Source organism: Cellulophaga tyrosinoxydans, assembly GCF_900176415.1.
GTDB classification, from domain to species: domain Bacteria; phylum Bacteroidota; class Bacteroidia; order Flavobacteriales; family Flavobacteriaceae; genus Cellulophaga; species Cellulophaga tyrosinoxydans.
This window is the reverse complement of record NZ_FWXO01000001.1, coordinates 1,198,909-1,215,482: the sequence shown is the minus strand read 5'-3', so window position 1 is coordinate 1,215,482 and position 16,574 is coordinate 1,198,909. Positions and strand designations below refer to the sequence as shown.

Sequence of the window (16,574 nt, the reverse complement as noted above, 5' to 3'; positions counted from 1 at the left end):
CTAATGAAAAATTTTATCCTTCCAATAGTTACTTTTTTGTGTTTACTAAACATATCCTATAAGGTTATTGCTCAAAATGAACTGTATCCGCAAGTTTGGTTTAATGAAAAAGATGCAAGCTCTAAATTACTAGAAGGGCATGCTACCATTACAGGAACTGCATTTACTAAAGAGATAAGTAGAATACAAAACCAAAAACATAAGGCTAAAGAAAATACCAAGGTATTGTTGTTTCCTATGACTGAATACCTTGAAGAAGCAATGAGGTTACAAAAAATAATGTCTGAAATTGGCGGTAAAGTAATAATGTCAAAAAAAGCATTTAGCTATAGACTTGAAGCCTTGACAGATGCTAATGGTAATTTCGCCTTTTATAAAATGAAGCCTGGTAAATATTATTTACAGTGTAATGTGGAATTTTTGGGTCATGATATCGCAGAAAAAGAGATAGGTCGCACCGATTATTACAATGGTTATGGCTATGCTGGATCCACTCCAATATATGAAGCTTACAACTATACTTATGACGGCAACCACTTGCTAGTAAAAACTATTGAAATAAAAGAGCATGGTGAAATAGTTGTAGCCGATTTAAAACCAAGTGTAGAATGGTTTAGAACTTATAAAATATTTGGCGCAAAAATCGCAGCTGGAGATAGATGCGGTAGAATTAATGGTAAATACTTTGGCAAATGCACAGAATATTACGACAATGGACAACCCAAAATTGTTTCTAAATGGAAAGATAATGCTCAAGATGGTACTACCTTAGAATATTATGAAACTGGAGAACTACAAGTAAAATCAAATTGGAAAAATGGACAACTTAATGGCGATGCCATTTTTTATAATAAAGATCAATCTGTTATTAAAACAGAAACATACTTAAATAATATTTTAGTTTCAACTAAAACCAAATAGGTTGTACTGCTGTAAAATAAAAAAGGCTTGTAAAAAATTTCTACAAGCCTTTTTTTATGTTGTTAAAAGAATTTACATTTTCATTAACCACTCTTTCATGGCTACTGCCTTGCCAATTATGGTTCTTAGATCTGCAATTGCAACTCTTTCTTGTTCCATACTATCTCTATGACGTATAGTTACTGTTTTATCTTCTAAAGATTGGTGATCTACCGTAATACAGAAAGGAGTACCGTTGGCATCTTGTCTTCTATATCTTCGTCCGACAGCATCTTTTTCATCATAAGTTACATTAAAATCCCACTTTAATTCGTCAATAATCTCATTGGCCAATTCTGGTAAACCATCTTTCTTAACCAAAGGTAAAACTGCTGCCTTTGTTGGCGCTAGCACAGAAGGTAACTTTAATACAGTTCTTGTGGTGCCATTTTCCAATTCTTCCTCTTGTAATGAATTTGATAAAACGGCTAAAAACATACGGTCTAAACCTATAGATGTTTCTACAACGTAAGGTACATAGTTCTGCTGCAGATCATTATCAAAATACTGTAATTTTTTACCTGAGAACTTTTCGTGCTGCGATAAATCAAAATCGGTTCTTGAGTGAATACCTTCTAGTTCTTTAAATCCGAATGGGAATTTAAACTCAATATCAGCCGCAGCGTCAGCATAATGCGCTAATTTTTCATGGTCATGAAAACGATAATTATCTGCACCCATCCCTAAAGATAAATGCCATTTCATGCGGGTTTCTTTCCATTTATCATACCATTCTTGTTGTGTACCTGGCTGAATAAAAAACTGCATTTCCATTTGTTCAAATTCGCGCTGACGGAAGATAAATTGACGCGCTACAATTTCATTTCTAAACGCCTTACCTACTTGAGCTATACCAAAAGGAATTTTCATACGTCCAGTTTTCTGAACGTTTAAAAAATTTACAAATATACCTTGAGCAGTCTCTGGTCTTAAGTAAAGATCCATAGAACTATCTGCTGAGGCTCCTATTTTGGTGCCAAACATTAAGTTAAACTGCTTTACATCGGTCCAATTTTTTGATCCAGAAATAGGGCAAACAATATCAAGTTCATCAATTAAATTACGCACATCAGACAAATCTTCGTTTTCTAAAGATTTCCCTAAACGCTTTAGTATGGTATCTATTTTTTCTTGATATTCTACTACCCTTTGGTTGGTTGCTAAAAATTGCGCTTTATCAAAAGCATCACCAAAACGTTTTTCTGCTTTAGTTACCTCTTTTTCTATTTTAGCTTCAATTTTTGCAGTATACTCTTCAACTAGAACATCTGCGCGATATCGTTTTTTAGAGTCTTTATTATCAATTAATGGATCATTGAAAGCGTCCACATGTCCAGAAGCTTTCCATACCGTAGGATGCATAAAAATAGCTGCATCAATACCCACAATATTATCATTCATCTGAACCATGGCTTTCCACCAATATTCTCGAATATTTTTTTTGAGTTCTGCTCCATTTTGGGCGTAGTCATAGACTGCACTTAACCCATCGTAAATTTCGCTAGATTGAAAAACATACCCATACTCCTTGGCATGGGATATTACTTTTTTAAATTGATCTTCTTGATTTGCCATTTGGCAAAAATAGAATATTACCCTAAAAAGGAATAATTTATTTTAATTGAAATTCAGAGCTTGCCAATAATTTTTCGTTTTCGAAGATATTCAAGGTATACAAACCATTCTTTAGTGAACCTTCTGGCACTGCTATATAATCGCAAACATCTTTTTGATTGCCATTATATACAAACTCTACTCTTTTACTATAGGTATTACCATTTACATTAATCGTAGTGGCATTATGTGTAATTACTCTTTTATCGGGATCTAAAAATTGTAGGTAAATTATCTTATCCTCGTTGATAACATCCATATCCTCACTTACAACAACACAAGAGCGTAATCGTGAAACAATAGATGCTTTATTAGTGATAATAGCATCACCTCCACGCATTCTATATGCTGTGGCTTGTGGAGACAATATGCGCAGGTAGCTTTTAATTCTTAACTGCTCACTAATTATTTTATTTTGTTTACGCAAAGCTGCTTCTTGCACTTCTAATTTACCAGCTTTACTCTCAAGATTTTCCATTTTTGTCTTGGTCTCGTTATATTTTTGAGAAAGAATGGAATTATTATATCTAAGAGAATTATTTTTTAATTTTAAACTGTCATGCATTAACTCCATTTGCCTAAGCTCTTTTTTATATTCGCGTAGCTTAGTAATATCAAAGTTTAATCTACCCACAGAATCTAGTAACTGCTCTATACGGTATTTAGAATTTTGCAGTTCTATTTCATTAACTTCATTAGCTGTAGAAAGTCTATCAACTTCCGCTTGCATTAAAGTAAGATCTTTAACCAAAATAGCTTTTTCGTCTTCTAAATAATCAATTCTATTTTTTGATTGAGCGTGGCTGTAGTAAAACGCAATTAGAATACCTATTATAACCGCTATTAATGCAGCTAAGAGTATTTTATAATTGAATTTAGTATCTTGATAATTCATTCAGGCTAAGTAGGTTTTTTAATTTGGTTTTAATAGTCTAAAAAATGCATATAAGGTTTTCAAAGATACTAAATGATATCCACAGCATCCTAGTACCCGAGGGGTGTTTTGGATGTAATGCACATTTGAGTAAAGGTGAACGATTATTGTGCACCGTTTGTCGAAATCAATTACCACTCACCGAGTACAATTATAACGATGAAAACCCTTTCGATAGTATTTTTTATGGTCGAGTTCCTATAAAAAAAGCGAATTCTTTCCTGTTTTTTACCGAAAATGGTATCGTAAAAAACATAATTCACCATCTAAAATACAAAAATCAAGAGCAAATTGGTGCTTTTTTAGGAGAATGGTGTGGTGCAATCATCAGTGAAAATAACCCTCCTAAAATTGATATGATAATTCCGGTTCCATTGCACAAAAAAAAATTAAAAAAACGAGGTTACAATCAAGTTTCGCAGTTTGCTCAAAAAATTGCTGATCATTTAAATACGCATTATGAAGAAAATGGACTCATTAAACTTAAAAATACAAAAACACAAACTAAAAAAGACCGCTTTTTTAGATGGCAATCAAATCAAAATTTATACGAGGTAAACCCTAATATGTCTTTTAAAAACAAAAGCATTTTACTTGTGGATGATGTGGTCACCACTGGCGCTACACTAGAAGCTTGTGCCAAAGCCTTTGATAATGTAGAGGGAGTAACTATTTATGCACTTACTATGGCCATAGTGTCGAAAACTTAACATTTTGTTTTAGTTTTTCACTCCCAACAAAAATGTAGTTTTCTAAAATTAGTTGTTTCTTTGTTTTTTGAGATAGTTGTATATTATGTTAAGACGATTATTAGCTTATTTATTTTTGTTTTTTGCTGTTTTTTCTCTTTTTCAATGTGGAAGAAAAGGCACTCCTTCTGGTGGTATAAAAGATATAATTCCTCCTAAATTAAAATATGCTGAACCACCAAATTTAAGTGTAGATTTCAAAGCAAAGAAAATACGTCTCTATTTTGATGAATATATAAAACTTAATAAGATACAAGAACAATTAATTGTATCGCCTCCATTAAAATATACTCCTGTAATTACCCCGGCAGGTACAGCAAGTAAGGTAATAGAAATACTAATAAAAGATACCCTACAAGAAAATACCACCTATACAATTAATTTTGGGCAGAGTATTGTTGATAATAACGAAGGCAATCCAAACAGTTTTTTAACTTATGTTTTCTCCACAGGCAGTTATATTGATTCTTTATCCTTAAAAGGTGTTGTGGAAGATGCTTTCAACAAAAAAGCAGAAACTTTTATAAGTGTAATGCTCTATGAAATAGATAGCACCTATAACGACTCAACTGTTTATAAAAGACCCCCAAATTATATAACAAATACGCTTGATAGTACTATTTTATTTGATCTTAATTATCTGAAAAAAGGCAAGTATGCATTATTTGGACTTAAAGACGAAGGTAAAAACAATATGTTTGATCAACAGGTGGACAAAATAGCGTTTGTAAAAGATACTATTGTATTGCCAACAGATGAAATTTATCTGCTTACATTATTTAAGGAAGTGTCCGATTATAGCTTGTCTGTGCCAAAATTTGAAGCAAAAAATAAAATTAGTTTTGGCTATCAAGGTGACTATAGCAAAGACATTGTTATTAATACCTTATCCAAATTACCTGACTCAGTTAAAACAAAAATTACAAAAGAACGCGACAAAGACACTCTAAATTATTGGATAACACCTTTTACTGCGGATTCGCTTATATTTTCGGTTGCTAATGAAAAGCTGAGTGCACTTGATACTTTTGTTGTGAAGACAAGAAAAATAGCAGCAGATTCACTAGTTCTGCAGCCTAGAATATCCGGAGCGATTGGTTTTGAAGAATTATTTACGATTGATGTAAATACGCCTATTGTAAAAGCGGATACTAGTAAAATACAATTAATGCGTAAAGATTCTATTCCAACAAAATTTATTGCAAAATTAGATACGATTAGTAATAGCCTTTCTATAGATTTTAAAAAAGATGAAAAGGAAAATTATAAACTAACTGTTTTACCTGATTTAATTGAAGATTTTTTCGGCAATAAAAACGACACTATAGTTTATGCCATAAAAACTGCTGGGTTTGAAGATTTTGGAAACTTAGAGCTTGTATTAAATGGTAGCGTTACATACCCCGCAATAATTCAGTTAACTGATGAAAAAGGAGCGCTCATAAGAGAGCAATTTGCAACCGAACCGGCTACATTCTATTTTAATTATCTACGCCCTTCTAAATATTTAATTAGGGTAATCTCGGATACCAACGGAAATAAAAAATGGGACACGGGTAATTATCTAAAAAAATTACAACCAGAACGTGTCAGCCATTCGCCTACCGTAATAGAAATGAGGGCTAACTGGAAAGAGAAATATACTTTTACATTATTAGATTAAATGCATCTCTGTCATCTAAAAACTTTAATTTTTCTCTTGTAGAAACTATAAGTTCTTTGGATAGAGTTGCGTAAACAATTTCTTCGTTATTAGAGAAAATCACCTCGTTGCCTAATACATCATAAACCGCAGAATGACCCGGATATTCATGCCCCACCTCATCGGTACCTATCCTATTTACACCTATACAATAAGCCATATTTTCTATTGCTCGTGCCTTTAATAGTGCGTCCCAAGCATTTATTCTTGGTTTTGGCCAATTAGCAACATACAACAATACATCGTAGTCATTATTGTTTCTTGACCATACTGGAAAACGCAAATCATAACAAATTAATGGGCAAAAATTAAATCCTTTATATGCAATAATCTGTTTCTTGTTTCCTGCGGAATACACATCACTTTCTCCTGCTAAAGTAAACGTGTGTCGTTTATCATAAAATGATGTTTTTCCAGTTTCCTCAATAAAGAAAAGTCGGTTATAAAAAGTACTATTCTCATAAAAAGCGATACTTCCTGTAATGGCTGCTTTTTTTTCTGATGCAATTTTCTGCATCCAACGTATTGTTTTTTGCCCTTCGTTTTTTGCTAATTTTTCCGGATGCATTGTAAAACCAGAGGTAAACATTTCTGGAAGAATTATTAAGTCTACTGTAGCGGTAATTAAATCAATTTTTTCTAAAAGTGTTGCTCTATTAAGCTCTGGGTTCTCCCATGCCAGTGAAGTTTGTACAAGTGCTACCTTTAGTTGTTCAGACATTTATTACTTAATATTCTCTAATAAATCTATTATTGATTGATCGCCTTGTGATTTTGCATGATCTAACGCACTTTTACCACGAATATCCTTTATAGAAACATCTGCTCCATTAGCAACAAGTAGTTTTGCAATATCGAGTCTTCCGAAGGTGGCTGCATAAATTAATGATGTAGCACCCATGGTGTTTTTTTCGTTAACGTTTGCACCTTTCTCGATTAATAGTTTAGCAATATCAGCATAGCCTTTAAAGCATACTCCCATTAATGCGGTGTTCCCTGAAGCATCTTTAACATCAATCTTAGCACCATTATTTAAAAGTAATTCTACTATTTCTGGCTGATCATAATAGGTAGCTAGTATTAATGGTGAAGAACCACGCTGATCTTTACTATGTAAAAGCACAGGATTTTGTTTCAACATTGCCTTTACCTCTGTGTAATTTCCGTTTCGTATTTCGTTGAAGAAAAATTCGTTCATAGCTCAATTCTAAGATGTATATAAATTTATAAAGAAACTCTTATAATATCGCTGATTAATAGTATAATTTTTAAAAAATGTTGTTATAAATTTCTAATGGTATTTTATCCCAAAAACTTATGAAACTATCCATCTGTTTTGTGCCCTAAATTACATTTTTGTTAAAAAACAAATTAAACTAATCACTTAAATATTTGTAGTCTAAATCAAGAAATTCCTTTATACGATTGACCAAATACCCCTTTCTCTGTGTGGTATTTTCTTACTAAATAAATTAATATGTTTATCTTTATTAAAAAAAAACAAATTTTGAAATTAATTTCCCCCCTACATTCCCTTAGTGCTTTTCCTTTTGCAATTGCGATTATTGACTTAAATTTTCATATAAAGGATTATTCTGAAATTTGGATTGAAGAGTTTCCTTTTCCAAAAAATGGGACAGAAATATCATTAAAAAACCTAAATATTCTCTCAGAAAAATTAATAAAATGTATTAACGATGTGGCTTCAAACCACGTTATTAGTTACAAAAAAATAGAAATAAAAAGTAAGAACAATAATTGGTATTCTTGGAATATTGCAAAAGCTATTGACGAGGAAGGGAATATTTCAGGCATAATTTTATCTGCTGAAAATATTACCTACCAGAAACGAGAAATACAATTATTAAACAATGCTGTACAGGTAGCCCAAATAGGTTCATGGGAGCTAGATTTATTATCGAACAAACTGTACTGGTCTAGCATTACTAAGTATATTCATGATTTAACAGATGATTTTATTCCTTCCCTAGAGCAAGGTATTAATTTTTACAAACCTGGAAAACATCGAGAAAAAATTGCCAAATTGGTGAATAATGCTATTACAAGTGGAAAACCTTGGGATACCGAATTAATTATCATTACTGCTAAAAACGTAGAAAAATGGGTAAGGGCAAAAGGCGAAGTAGAATTTGTTAATGGCAAATGTATTCGCGTGTTCGGCACTTTTCAAGATATTAACAAACAAAAACTAAAAGACTTAAAGTATAATGAAGTTACCAACCGTTTAAAGATTGCTACCAAAACTGCGAGAATCGGGATTTGGGAATACAACTATGAAAACAAGCATCTTTTTTGGAGTAACGAAATGTTTTCCCTCTATAATATTGATAAACAAAAATTTAATGGGCATAGTAGTTTTTGGAATCAAAGTTTGCATCCAGACGATAAAGAATTTTGCTCCAAGAAGATTGAAGAATGTTTAGCCAAAAAAGAAGATTTTGAAATAGAATTCCGAATAATAGTACCCAATGGGAAAATAAGACATATAAAATCTGTAGCATGTGTAGAATTAGATTCATCAGAAAATAATATCGTAAAACTTGTTGGTGCCAATTGGGATATTTCAGAATTAATTCATTCTAAATTACAATTATCTAAAACCGAAGAATCTTTACAACAAGCTTTTGAAAATTCCTCGGTAGGAATGGCACTTATTAGTCTTGAAGGAAATTGGATAAATGTAAATTCTAGCCTCTGTAACAGTGTAGGATATTCAAAGGAGGAAATGATTCAAACAAAGATTACTAATATTACCCATCCTGATGATTTATCGAAAGATACTGAATTTTTAAAACAAATGCATCTTGGTGAAATTTCAAACTACACCGTAAATAAAAGATTTTATCATAAAAATGGCAGTATTATAACTGCCAATTTAACCGTAACTACGGTTAAAAAAGTTAGCGGCCATTTATCTCACTTTATTGCACAATTAATAGATATTTCGCCTATGATTGCAGCAGAAAATAAAACCAAATCACTCCTAGAAATAACCAAAAATCAAAATAATAGTCTATTAAATTTTGCTCATATAGTTTCTCACAATCTTAGGTCACATGCGACCAATCTTTTAATGCTTACTAATTTTATAAAAGACGAGACAGACCCTAATGAGAAAGCGCATTTAGAGGTAATGCTACAAAATGCATCTGAAAGTTTAAATGAAACAGTACATCATTTAAATGATGTTGTGCATATATCTACCAATGCTGAAGAAAATTTACGAAGTGTAAATTTATTTAATAGTGTAAAAAGAGTTAAAAAAAATATAAGTGCTATTCTAGAAGAGAACAACGCAAAATGCGTAATTAACATTCCAAAGAATTTAAAAATAAAAGCCGTACCAGCTTATTTAGACAGTATACTTCTAAACTTATTTACGAATAGCGTAAAATACAAATCTGAAAAGCGTGATTTAGTAATAGAATTAAACTTTAAAATTAAAAATGATGATGTAATTCTCTATTTTTTAGATAATGGCCAAGGAATAGACTTAGAACGACACCAGAATAAAATATTCGGAATGTATAAAACGTTTCATCAACATAAAGATGCCAAAGGAATTGGGTTATTTATTACCAAGAACCAAATTGAGGCAATGAATGGTAGCATAACCGTTGAAAGCATCGTTGATAAGGAAACATTATTTATTTTAACCTTCAAAAAAGCCGAACAAATAAAAAACTAACAATATATGAGTTTTGTAGATAACACTTGTATAATTGATGATGATCCAATATGCGTGTTTGGATTAAAAAGAACTTTAAAAGAAGCCGATTTTAGCAAAAACATTATTGCTTATACCAACGGATTAGAAGCCATCAACGGGTTTAAAACACTCCTAAATCAAGGAGAAAAGTTACCTTCTATTGTTTTTTTAGATATAAATATGCCTATTATGGATGGTTGGGATTTTCTAGAAGATTTTGTGAAAATACCCAATGTTAATAGGGACTATGTTCACATTTATATTCTAAGTTCATCTGTAGATTCAAGAGATATAATTAAGGCTAAAGAAATAAGCGCGGTTAGTAATTATTTTATTAAGCCTGTTACAAAACTAGATTTACATAAAGTTATTGCTGAACTTTCTACCCAATAAACAATTAATCTATTAAAGTTTTTGTTTATATTTAGTTATCCATTAAAACTATTAGCTAAATTGAATCTGCAACACTTACAAATAAATGATGCTTTAATAAAAGAGCTCCCTACTCCTGTCGCAGTTACTGACACTCAACTTAATTTTATCGCTTACTCCAAACGCTGGTTAATAGAACATAACATAACGCAGGGTGAGATAATTTCTGTCAATTTTTTTGACGCCCTTTCACATATTCCCTTTCAGTTTAAAGACATTCTGAATAATTGCCTAATGGGTAATTCATGTCAAAATGAAGGACAAGAGTTTAAAAAATGTGAAAATCAAAAAATTTGGCTAAAATGGAATATTAATCCATGGAAAAATGAAAATGGCAGTATTGGTGGATTAGTCATTAATCTTGAAAATATAACAGCAAAAAAACAGCTGCAGGAACTTGTTGAGAAAGCTCAAGAGGTTTCACGAACTGGTGGATGGCAAGTAGATTTGCTAACCTATAAAACTCAGTGGACCAAAATGGTTAACATTATCCATGAAATGCCTTTGGATTATGTGCCACAAACTTATGACGAATGTTTTGTACATTTTAAAGAAGGGGAGTATAGAAACAAAATAATAGCGGCTAGTAATGAAGCCATTAAATACGGAACACCTTGGGATGAAGAAGTTATAATGGTAACAGGAACGGGTAAAGAAATCTGGATTCGCACAAAAGGCCATGCTGAATTTATTGATGGTAAATGCGTGCGTATTTTTGGAATTTGCCAAGATATTGACAAGTATAAGCGTCAACAATTAGCATACACTGAATCGGCTGAAAAATTAAAAAAGGCAGTTACAGCCTCAAAAGTAGGAACTTGGGAATATTATCTTGATACAGGAAAAACTGTTTGGGATGACATTACTTTTTCTTTACACGGCGTACCTAAAGACAACTTTACTGGAAGCCTATATAGAAATTGGAAAAACGCAATACATCCTGATGATTTTATTGAAATCCAAAAGGCAGTCCAAAAATATTACAACGGTGGCGGATTGGGGTCTGGAACAGTAGAATACCGTGTGTTACTACCCAATAATCAGGTTAGAATCTTAAAATCTACAGTTACCGTCATAACAGATCCTAAAAGCGCAGAATATAAAGGTGTTGGAATTACTCAAGATGTTACCAATGAAAAACTTGCAGAAAAAAAATTAAAAGAATTTGCCGAAATTACTGGCAAACAAAATAATAGCCTAACCAATTTTGCACATATGGTTTCACATGATTTACGGGCGCACTCCACAAATTTATCGGTACTTACTTCTCTTTTAAAAGATGAAAAAGATGAAGATCAGAAAATACAAATTCTTGAGATGCTAAAAAGTGCCACAGAGAGCCTTAACAGTACGGTCTATAATCTTAATGAAGTTGTACAATCTAACAGTAAGGATATTCGTGATGAATTAACCAAAGTAAATGTATTAAAGGTTATTCATACTGTTAAAAACAATATTGGAACTTTGTTTCAAGAAAAAAACGCTACCTGTACCATAAATGTAGCAACTGAACACAATGTAAAAGTTGTTCCTGCCTATTTAGATAGCATTATTCTGAACTTATTTACCAATAGTTTAAAATATTCTTCACCATCGCGCGATCCTAAAATTGTAATAACCACTACCATTGTAGATGAGTTTTTAGAACTTACTTTTACGGATAATGGCAAAGGCATAGATCTTGAAAAATATGGCGCTACTATTTTTGGGATGCACAAAACTTTTCATCGAAACAAAGATGCAAGAGGTGTAGGTTTGTATATTACAAAAAATCAGATTGAAGCTATGGGTGGAAGTATCACCGTTCAAAGTAAAGTCAATTCCGGTACAAGCTTTAAAATACTATTTCTTTTGAACTAATTACGCTATGATTTCCAATTATAAAAAGGTTTACTTTATTGATGATGATCCAATATTTGTCTTCATTTCGCGAAAATTAATACTTGAACAAAAATTCTGTGAAGATCTCGTCGTTTTTGAAAACGGAAAACTAGCTATTGAAGATTTATTAGATATTGAAAATAAAGGGGAGCAATTACCCGAAATAATATTTCTAGATTTAACCATGCCAGTTATGAATGGTTGGGAATTTTTGGCTAGCTACCAGGCTGCACCAATTACAAGTAAAAATAAAATAAAGATTATTGTTATGAGCTCATCGATAAATCCTTTAGAAATAGATTTGATAAAATCTTATCCTATTGTAGAAGATTATATTGTTAAGCCATTAACGCCGGCAGATTTGAATAAGATTATAAATAACAACCCTATTAACGAATTGAAGGATTAAAATCTTCTGGTGCATTCTGAGGCAAATTTATTGTCCCCGCAGCTCCACTATCATTATAAATTTGCCATTCTGAAAAGCTATAAATAGCATTTGATTGTGTTATTGACGCATTTCGTACCACTCTACCATCTTCAAATTCATGATTAGTTCCTGTGCCATCTTCGCCAACAATACCAAAAACATCTATCACTACACCGAAAGGATCTACCAATTCTATATTATCATCACCATTAGAATCGGCCGCACTACCTGTGCCAACGGATAGGTCTGGCGCAAAACCATAGACTATTTCAAATTCGGAAGCATTCGGTGAAATAACAAAAGTACTTTCCGCAGCAATAACATGTCCGGTTAAGTCAATTATAGAACCTATAGTGGTATTCGCATTCGTATACCTTCTTAAACTCCATCCTTTTAAACTAAACGACTCCGTGCTTGAATTGTATAATTCTATAAAACGAGCTCCTAAATTGTTATTAGGATCCGCAATTTCTGATATCAATATATTTGTGGAAGTAAATTCATCTACAAAAGGTGGGCAGCGTTCATTTTCAAAAATAATATCCTCTAAATCTCTAATGAGTAAAAAATAATCGTCATTCTCTTTTTGCAATATTCCAGTAATGGAACCATTCCCCTCTGGAAGAGTTTCATTCTGAAAATCTGAATAACCACTATTTTGCAAGCCTAATGTTTTATCTTCACAATCTTTTAATATCCTTAAGGTAGCCTCGGCACTTACCGCATAAGTTTCGCCTAGTTCCTCTTCAATAAACTCCATGTTATTAAATTGCACAAGCGTATTTAAAAAATTATCTAAAGGCTCTTGTAATGTTATCATTGGAGCATTAATAGTGCCAATTGGATCGCATAATAAAAACAGATGCTCTTGCACTATTGACGCTGGTAATCTGCCTACAGATAAATTCCCAAATGAGCTAAACACTCCACCTATTTTATAAATACCCTTGCTTTGCCCTAAATACAATCCTTTTAATTTTATTGCAATTTTAGAGCCTACAGGATAAAACAAATGGCTGTCGCGCAAATCAATCTCAATTTGAAAACCCTCTGAAGCATTCATTAGTTTATCTTGAAAATGCAATACACTAAAAAAGTTTCCTGCCTTATCCGAAGAAATAACATAACCTTCAATTATAAAATCTTCTTGAATTTGGATCGTCTGGTCGGTATATAAATTTTTCACTTCTTGATACGAAATATTTGCAACTAAGGCCTCATTACAAGTTATATCCAGCGCATCGAATTTGCGATTCTTAATACAAGAAAATAAAAGAACACTAAATAGTACAACTAAACCATGTCTTATGATTCCTGATCTTGCAATGCAAACTACTGTAGCCCATAATTTTTTAATCATAATTAATCGCATATGCTGTACTTTAAAAGCTAATTGCCAAATTTAAAAAGTAAGTTCTTCCGTAACCATACCAGTATTTTGGCGCAAAAGTTGGGGTTCCACTCAAATTGTCTTGTTTTAATTGACCGTAATTTCCATTTCTACTTTGTTCGTAACCCCCTGACTTAAAAACCGTATCAAAAACATTATTTACACTAATAAAAACACTTATATATTTTCCTGTTTTTAACCAAGATTTCCCTCCAACTACATTTAATAAATAAAAATTATCCAATGGTTTTTGTTGTAGTAATTGGGCAACATTTTCTGTTGTTGCGTCTGGAAACTGTAGGCCAGTTTCGGGGTCAATATAAAAACTATTTGTTCTTGTTATTGTAGCTATATTAGTATAATTATTAGCTAAATAATTTGCTGTTAGCCCAACCCACCAGTACTTTGGATCTCTATAATTAATACCGAATGCAAATGCTTTTTGTGGTCCTTGAGCAAGTTTATAATCTTTAATATACGAAGCACCGAGATCCACATTACCTTCTAAATTTATTAAATCATCTTCAGCGCCAGCAGTATCAAAGTTTATAACCACATTAGGATTACTTGCATAAACGTATTTGCCAATGTTGGCTACAGCAGAGAGTTGTACACTAGAAGAAAGCTGATACTCTAAACCTATTTCAGCACCTAAATGCAGTTTGTCTAGATCTGTTAAGACTTCTTGAACAAAATCCGAACCTATACCTGCATCAACAAAAAAGAAATTAATATCGGTTACATCTTGAAAACGGGTATAAAAAGTAGAAACTCTACCTGTTAATTTTGGATAGCGCAAATAATACGAAATCTCAGTCGCTGTTACTTTTTCCGATTTACTATTAGAGACTATTTGATTGTTCTCTCTTGGATTAATAAATATATTTTGAACTGTTGGTGGTTTGTGCTGTAATGATGTATTTACGGCAATCCAATTTCTACCATTTATTTTATAGTTTATTCCGCCTTTTAATCCAACATCATTAAAGCGAATTGGAATACTCTCACCATAGGAATCATCTAAAAAACGTTCATTTAAAAAGGCTCCGTTTCTAGAATAGTTAGTTGTGGAATACGATCCTGATAAAAAAGCATTCCATTTGTTCTCTTCATATACTAGCTGTGAAAAGATTGCTGATTTTTGGCCATTAATAGTGTAATTATAATTAAACACATCACCTTCTAACTTTTCTCTAGAACCATTAACATCGTTCAAAGTATTTGAAAATGTATCTAAGTCTTCATGATATGTTGCCCCTAATAAATCATTAATCTCTGCATAATTATTAGACATTAAATTCTGAAAATTTACTCCAGCATCTAACCTTATAGCATTATTGATTTTTGCGTTAAACAATACATTTGCGGCAATCTGATTATCTTTTGTAACGTCATCATACAAAACATATGCTGCAATATTATCTCGATTAGCATTATAAATTTGGTTCCAGTTTATTTGTGGATTATTTAAAAAGCCGTCTTTAGCCGTATTTGCACTTAAAAAATTAGCTCCAATAGGGCTGTTAATGTAGAAACTAGGTAAATATCTATAATAGGTTGGATCAGGATTTGGCGCATTATAGTAGCCCAACCTACTTCTTGAATTTATTCCGGATTGATATGAAATTCCGGCATTTATTTTCACTCCATTGTTTTCCCAAAAATAATTGAGCATTACAATAGGTTCTGCAATTTTACGCTCACGAGAATTACGAATTTTACCATCTTGTTCGCCCCAATACGGATTGTATCTATTCCCAATTAAATTAAAAACTTCTTCTGTAATTGCTGATGATCGTCCACGTCTGTTTGAAGCTAACATTCCAGTAAAAAGTAATGTGCTTTTAGTATTAAATTGATATTCCAATGCTCCAAACACAGAAAATGCATCATACAAAATTCCATCCATATAGCCTTCCTTTGCCCATCTGCGGGAGCCAGAAACACTATAGGCAAAACCTTTATTATTTAATTTTGATGTATGCGTTGCCATTAATCTCCCAGCATATGTTCTGTTTGATGCTGATGTAGACAACCGTGTACCTGGTCGCATCCCAGATGGCTTTGTGTTTATATTTGTTACTCCTAATATACCTCCATAACTATACTCTGAGGCATCCAATCCACTTGTAAAATCTTGATTTCTTGTTACATCATTAAGTCCTCCCCAGTTATTCCATTGTGGTCTTCCATCAAACATCTTATTCATTTCAATACCGTTTATCAAAACTTTTCCATATTGCGAATCGTATCCTTTAACTCTAAAAAAAGCTTGTCCAAAATCGAATGCTGCTCTTTGCAGAAAAACATCTTTAGTAGCTTGCAAAAGTCCCGTTGGGTTGGTGTCTATTTCATCCTCTAATAATTCGGTATCTGTTAACGAGATTAAATTATCATTTAATTCTAAGGCAAAATCTTTTTCTAAATAAATTACTCCAAGAGAAATATCTTGACCAGAAATTGAAATTGGTATTCTTTTAATCCGATAATCGGTAAAAGAAATATTTAAAATGTAATCGGCAATTAAAGGCGTTTGCAACAGAAATTCACCATTAGCATTAGTAAAACAAATGTAAGTGGTTCCTTCAATTTCTAGAGTTACTTTAGCGATTGGCATTTTAGAAGAGGTATCGCGAATTTCACCAGTAATAGATCGTATATCTTGGGCAAAACTTATATTACTTCCTAAAAAAAGGAAGAAAAATAATAGGAATTTAAACATTAAAAAAAGAAAATGGTTAGTTTTTCGATG

13 protein-coding genes are annotated in these 16,574 nt (G+C 32.2%); 7 read left to right on the top strand and 6 right to left on the bottom strand.

The window, feature by feature from the left end; genetic code table 11:
• Positions 1–3: 3 nt before the first annotated feature.
• Positions 4–921: a toxin-antitoxin system YwqK family antitoxin gene (locus B8963_RS05480; protein ID WP_084060394.1), complete on the top strand. Its 918-nt coding sequence runs from the start codon at positions 4–6 to the stop codon at positions 919–921.
• A gap of 72 nt (positions 922–993) precedes the next feature.
• On the opposite strand, the gene B8963_RS05475 is transcribed toward B8963_RS05480, so the two are convergent.
• Together B8963_RS05475 and B8963_RS05470 are read right to left on the bottom strand one after the other, a co-directional pair.
• The gene (locus B8963_RS05475; protein WP_084060393.1) at positions 994–2,535 is read right to left on the bottom strand and encodes a glycine--tRNA ligase; all 1,542 of its coding nucleotides are present in this window, start codon (positions 2,533–2,535) and stop codon (positions 994–996) included.
• A 37-nt stretch (positions 2,536–2,572) separates the two neighbouring features.
• A complete protein-coding gene (locus B8963_RS05470) occupies positions 2,573–3,469 on the bottom strand; it encodes a hypothetical protein (protein WP_084060392.1) in 897 nt (298 codons plus the stop codon).
• Between the two features lie 44 nt (positions 3,470–3,513).
• Here B8963_RS05470 and B8963_RS05465 point away from each other — a divergent pair, with 44 nt between their 5' ends.
• Both B8963_RS05465 and B8963_RS05460 read left to right on the top strand, forming a co-directional pair.
• Positions 3,514–4,218: a ComF family protein gene (locus tag B8963_RS05465; protein ID WP_084060391.1), complete on the top strand. Its 705-nt coding sequence runs from the start codon at positions 3,514–3,516 to the stop codon at positions 4,216–4,218.
• 85 nt (positions 4,219–4,303) lie between these two features.
• On the top strand, positions 4,304–5,920 hold the full coding sequence (locus B8963_RS05460) for an Ig-like domain-containing domain (protein WP_084060390.1): 1,617 nt from the start codon (positions 4,304–4,306) through the stop codon (positions 5,918–5,920).
• Here the strand turns inward: B8963_RS05460 and B8963_RS05455 are convergent.
• On the bottom strand, positions 5,904–6,680 hold the full coding sequence (locus B8963_RS05455; RefSeq protein ID WP_084060389.1) for a nitrilase family protein: 777 nt from the start codon (positions 6,678–6,680) through the stop codon (positions 5,904–5,906). The genes B8963_RS05460 and B8963_RS05455 overlap by 17 nt on opposite strands.
• A 3-nt stretch (positions 6,681–6,683) precedes the next feature.
• Positions 6,684–7,157 carry an ankyrin repeat domain-containing protein gene (locus B8963_RS05450; RefSeq protein ID WP_084060388.1) on the bottom strand — a complete coding sequence of 158 codons (474 nt, stop codon included), beginning with the start codon at positions 7,155–7,157 and terminating at the stop codon, positions 6,684–6,686.
• A gap of 309 nt (positions 7,158–7,466) precedes the next feature.
• Here B8963_RS05450 and B8963_RS05445 point away from each other — a divergent pair, with 309 nt between their 5' ends.
• From B8963_RS05445 to B8963_RS05430, 4 genes are read left to right on the top strand one after another with little or no spacing between them, the layout of a single operon-like run.
• Positions 7,467–9,668, top strand: coding sequence for a PAS domain-containing sensor histidine kinase (locus tag B8963_RS05445; protein ID WP_159447280.1), 2,202 nt, complete (start codon positions 7,467–7,469; stop codon positions 9,666–9,668).
• Between the two features lie 6 nt (positions 9,669–9,674).
• Positions 9,675–10,082 (top strand): response regulator, encoded by a 408-nt coding sequence (locus B8963_RS05440; RefSeq protein ID WP_084060386.1) that lies wholly within the window; start codon positions 9,675–9,677, stop codon positions 10,080–10,082.
• A gap of 60 nt (positions 10,083–10,142) precedes the next feature.
• Positions 10,143–11,981, top strand: coding sequence for a PAS domain-containing sensor histidine kinase (locus B8963_RS05435; protein WP_143312474.1), 1,839 nt, complete (start codon positions 10,143–10,145; stop codon positions 11,979–11,981).
• Between the two features lie 7 nt (positions 11,982–11,988).
• Complete coding sequence (locus B8963_RS05430; RefSeq protein WP_084060384.1) at positions 11,989–12,411, top strand: response regulator; 423 nt, start codon at positions 11,989–11,991, stop codon at positions 12,409–12,411.
• Here B8963_RS05430 and B8963_RS05425 read toward each other — a convergent pair.
• On the bottom strand, positions 12,392–13,792 hold the full coding sequence (locus tag B8963_RS05425) for a DUF5689 domain-containing protein (protein ID WP_084060383.1): 1,401 nt from the start codon (positions 13,790–13,792) through the stop codon (positions 12,392–12,394). The genes B8963_RS05430 and B8963_RS05425 overlap by 20 nt on opposite strands.
• A gap of 22 nt (positions 13,793–13,814) precedes the next feature.
• The gene (locus B8963_RS05420) at positions 13,815–16,544 is read right to left on the bottom strand and encodes a TonB-dependent receptor (protein WP_084060382.1); all 2,730 of its coding nucleotides are present in this window, start codon (positions 16,542–16,544) and stop codon (positions 13,815–13,817) included.
• Between the last annotated feature and the right edge of the window lie 30 nt (positions 16,545–16,574).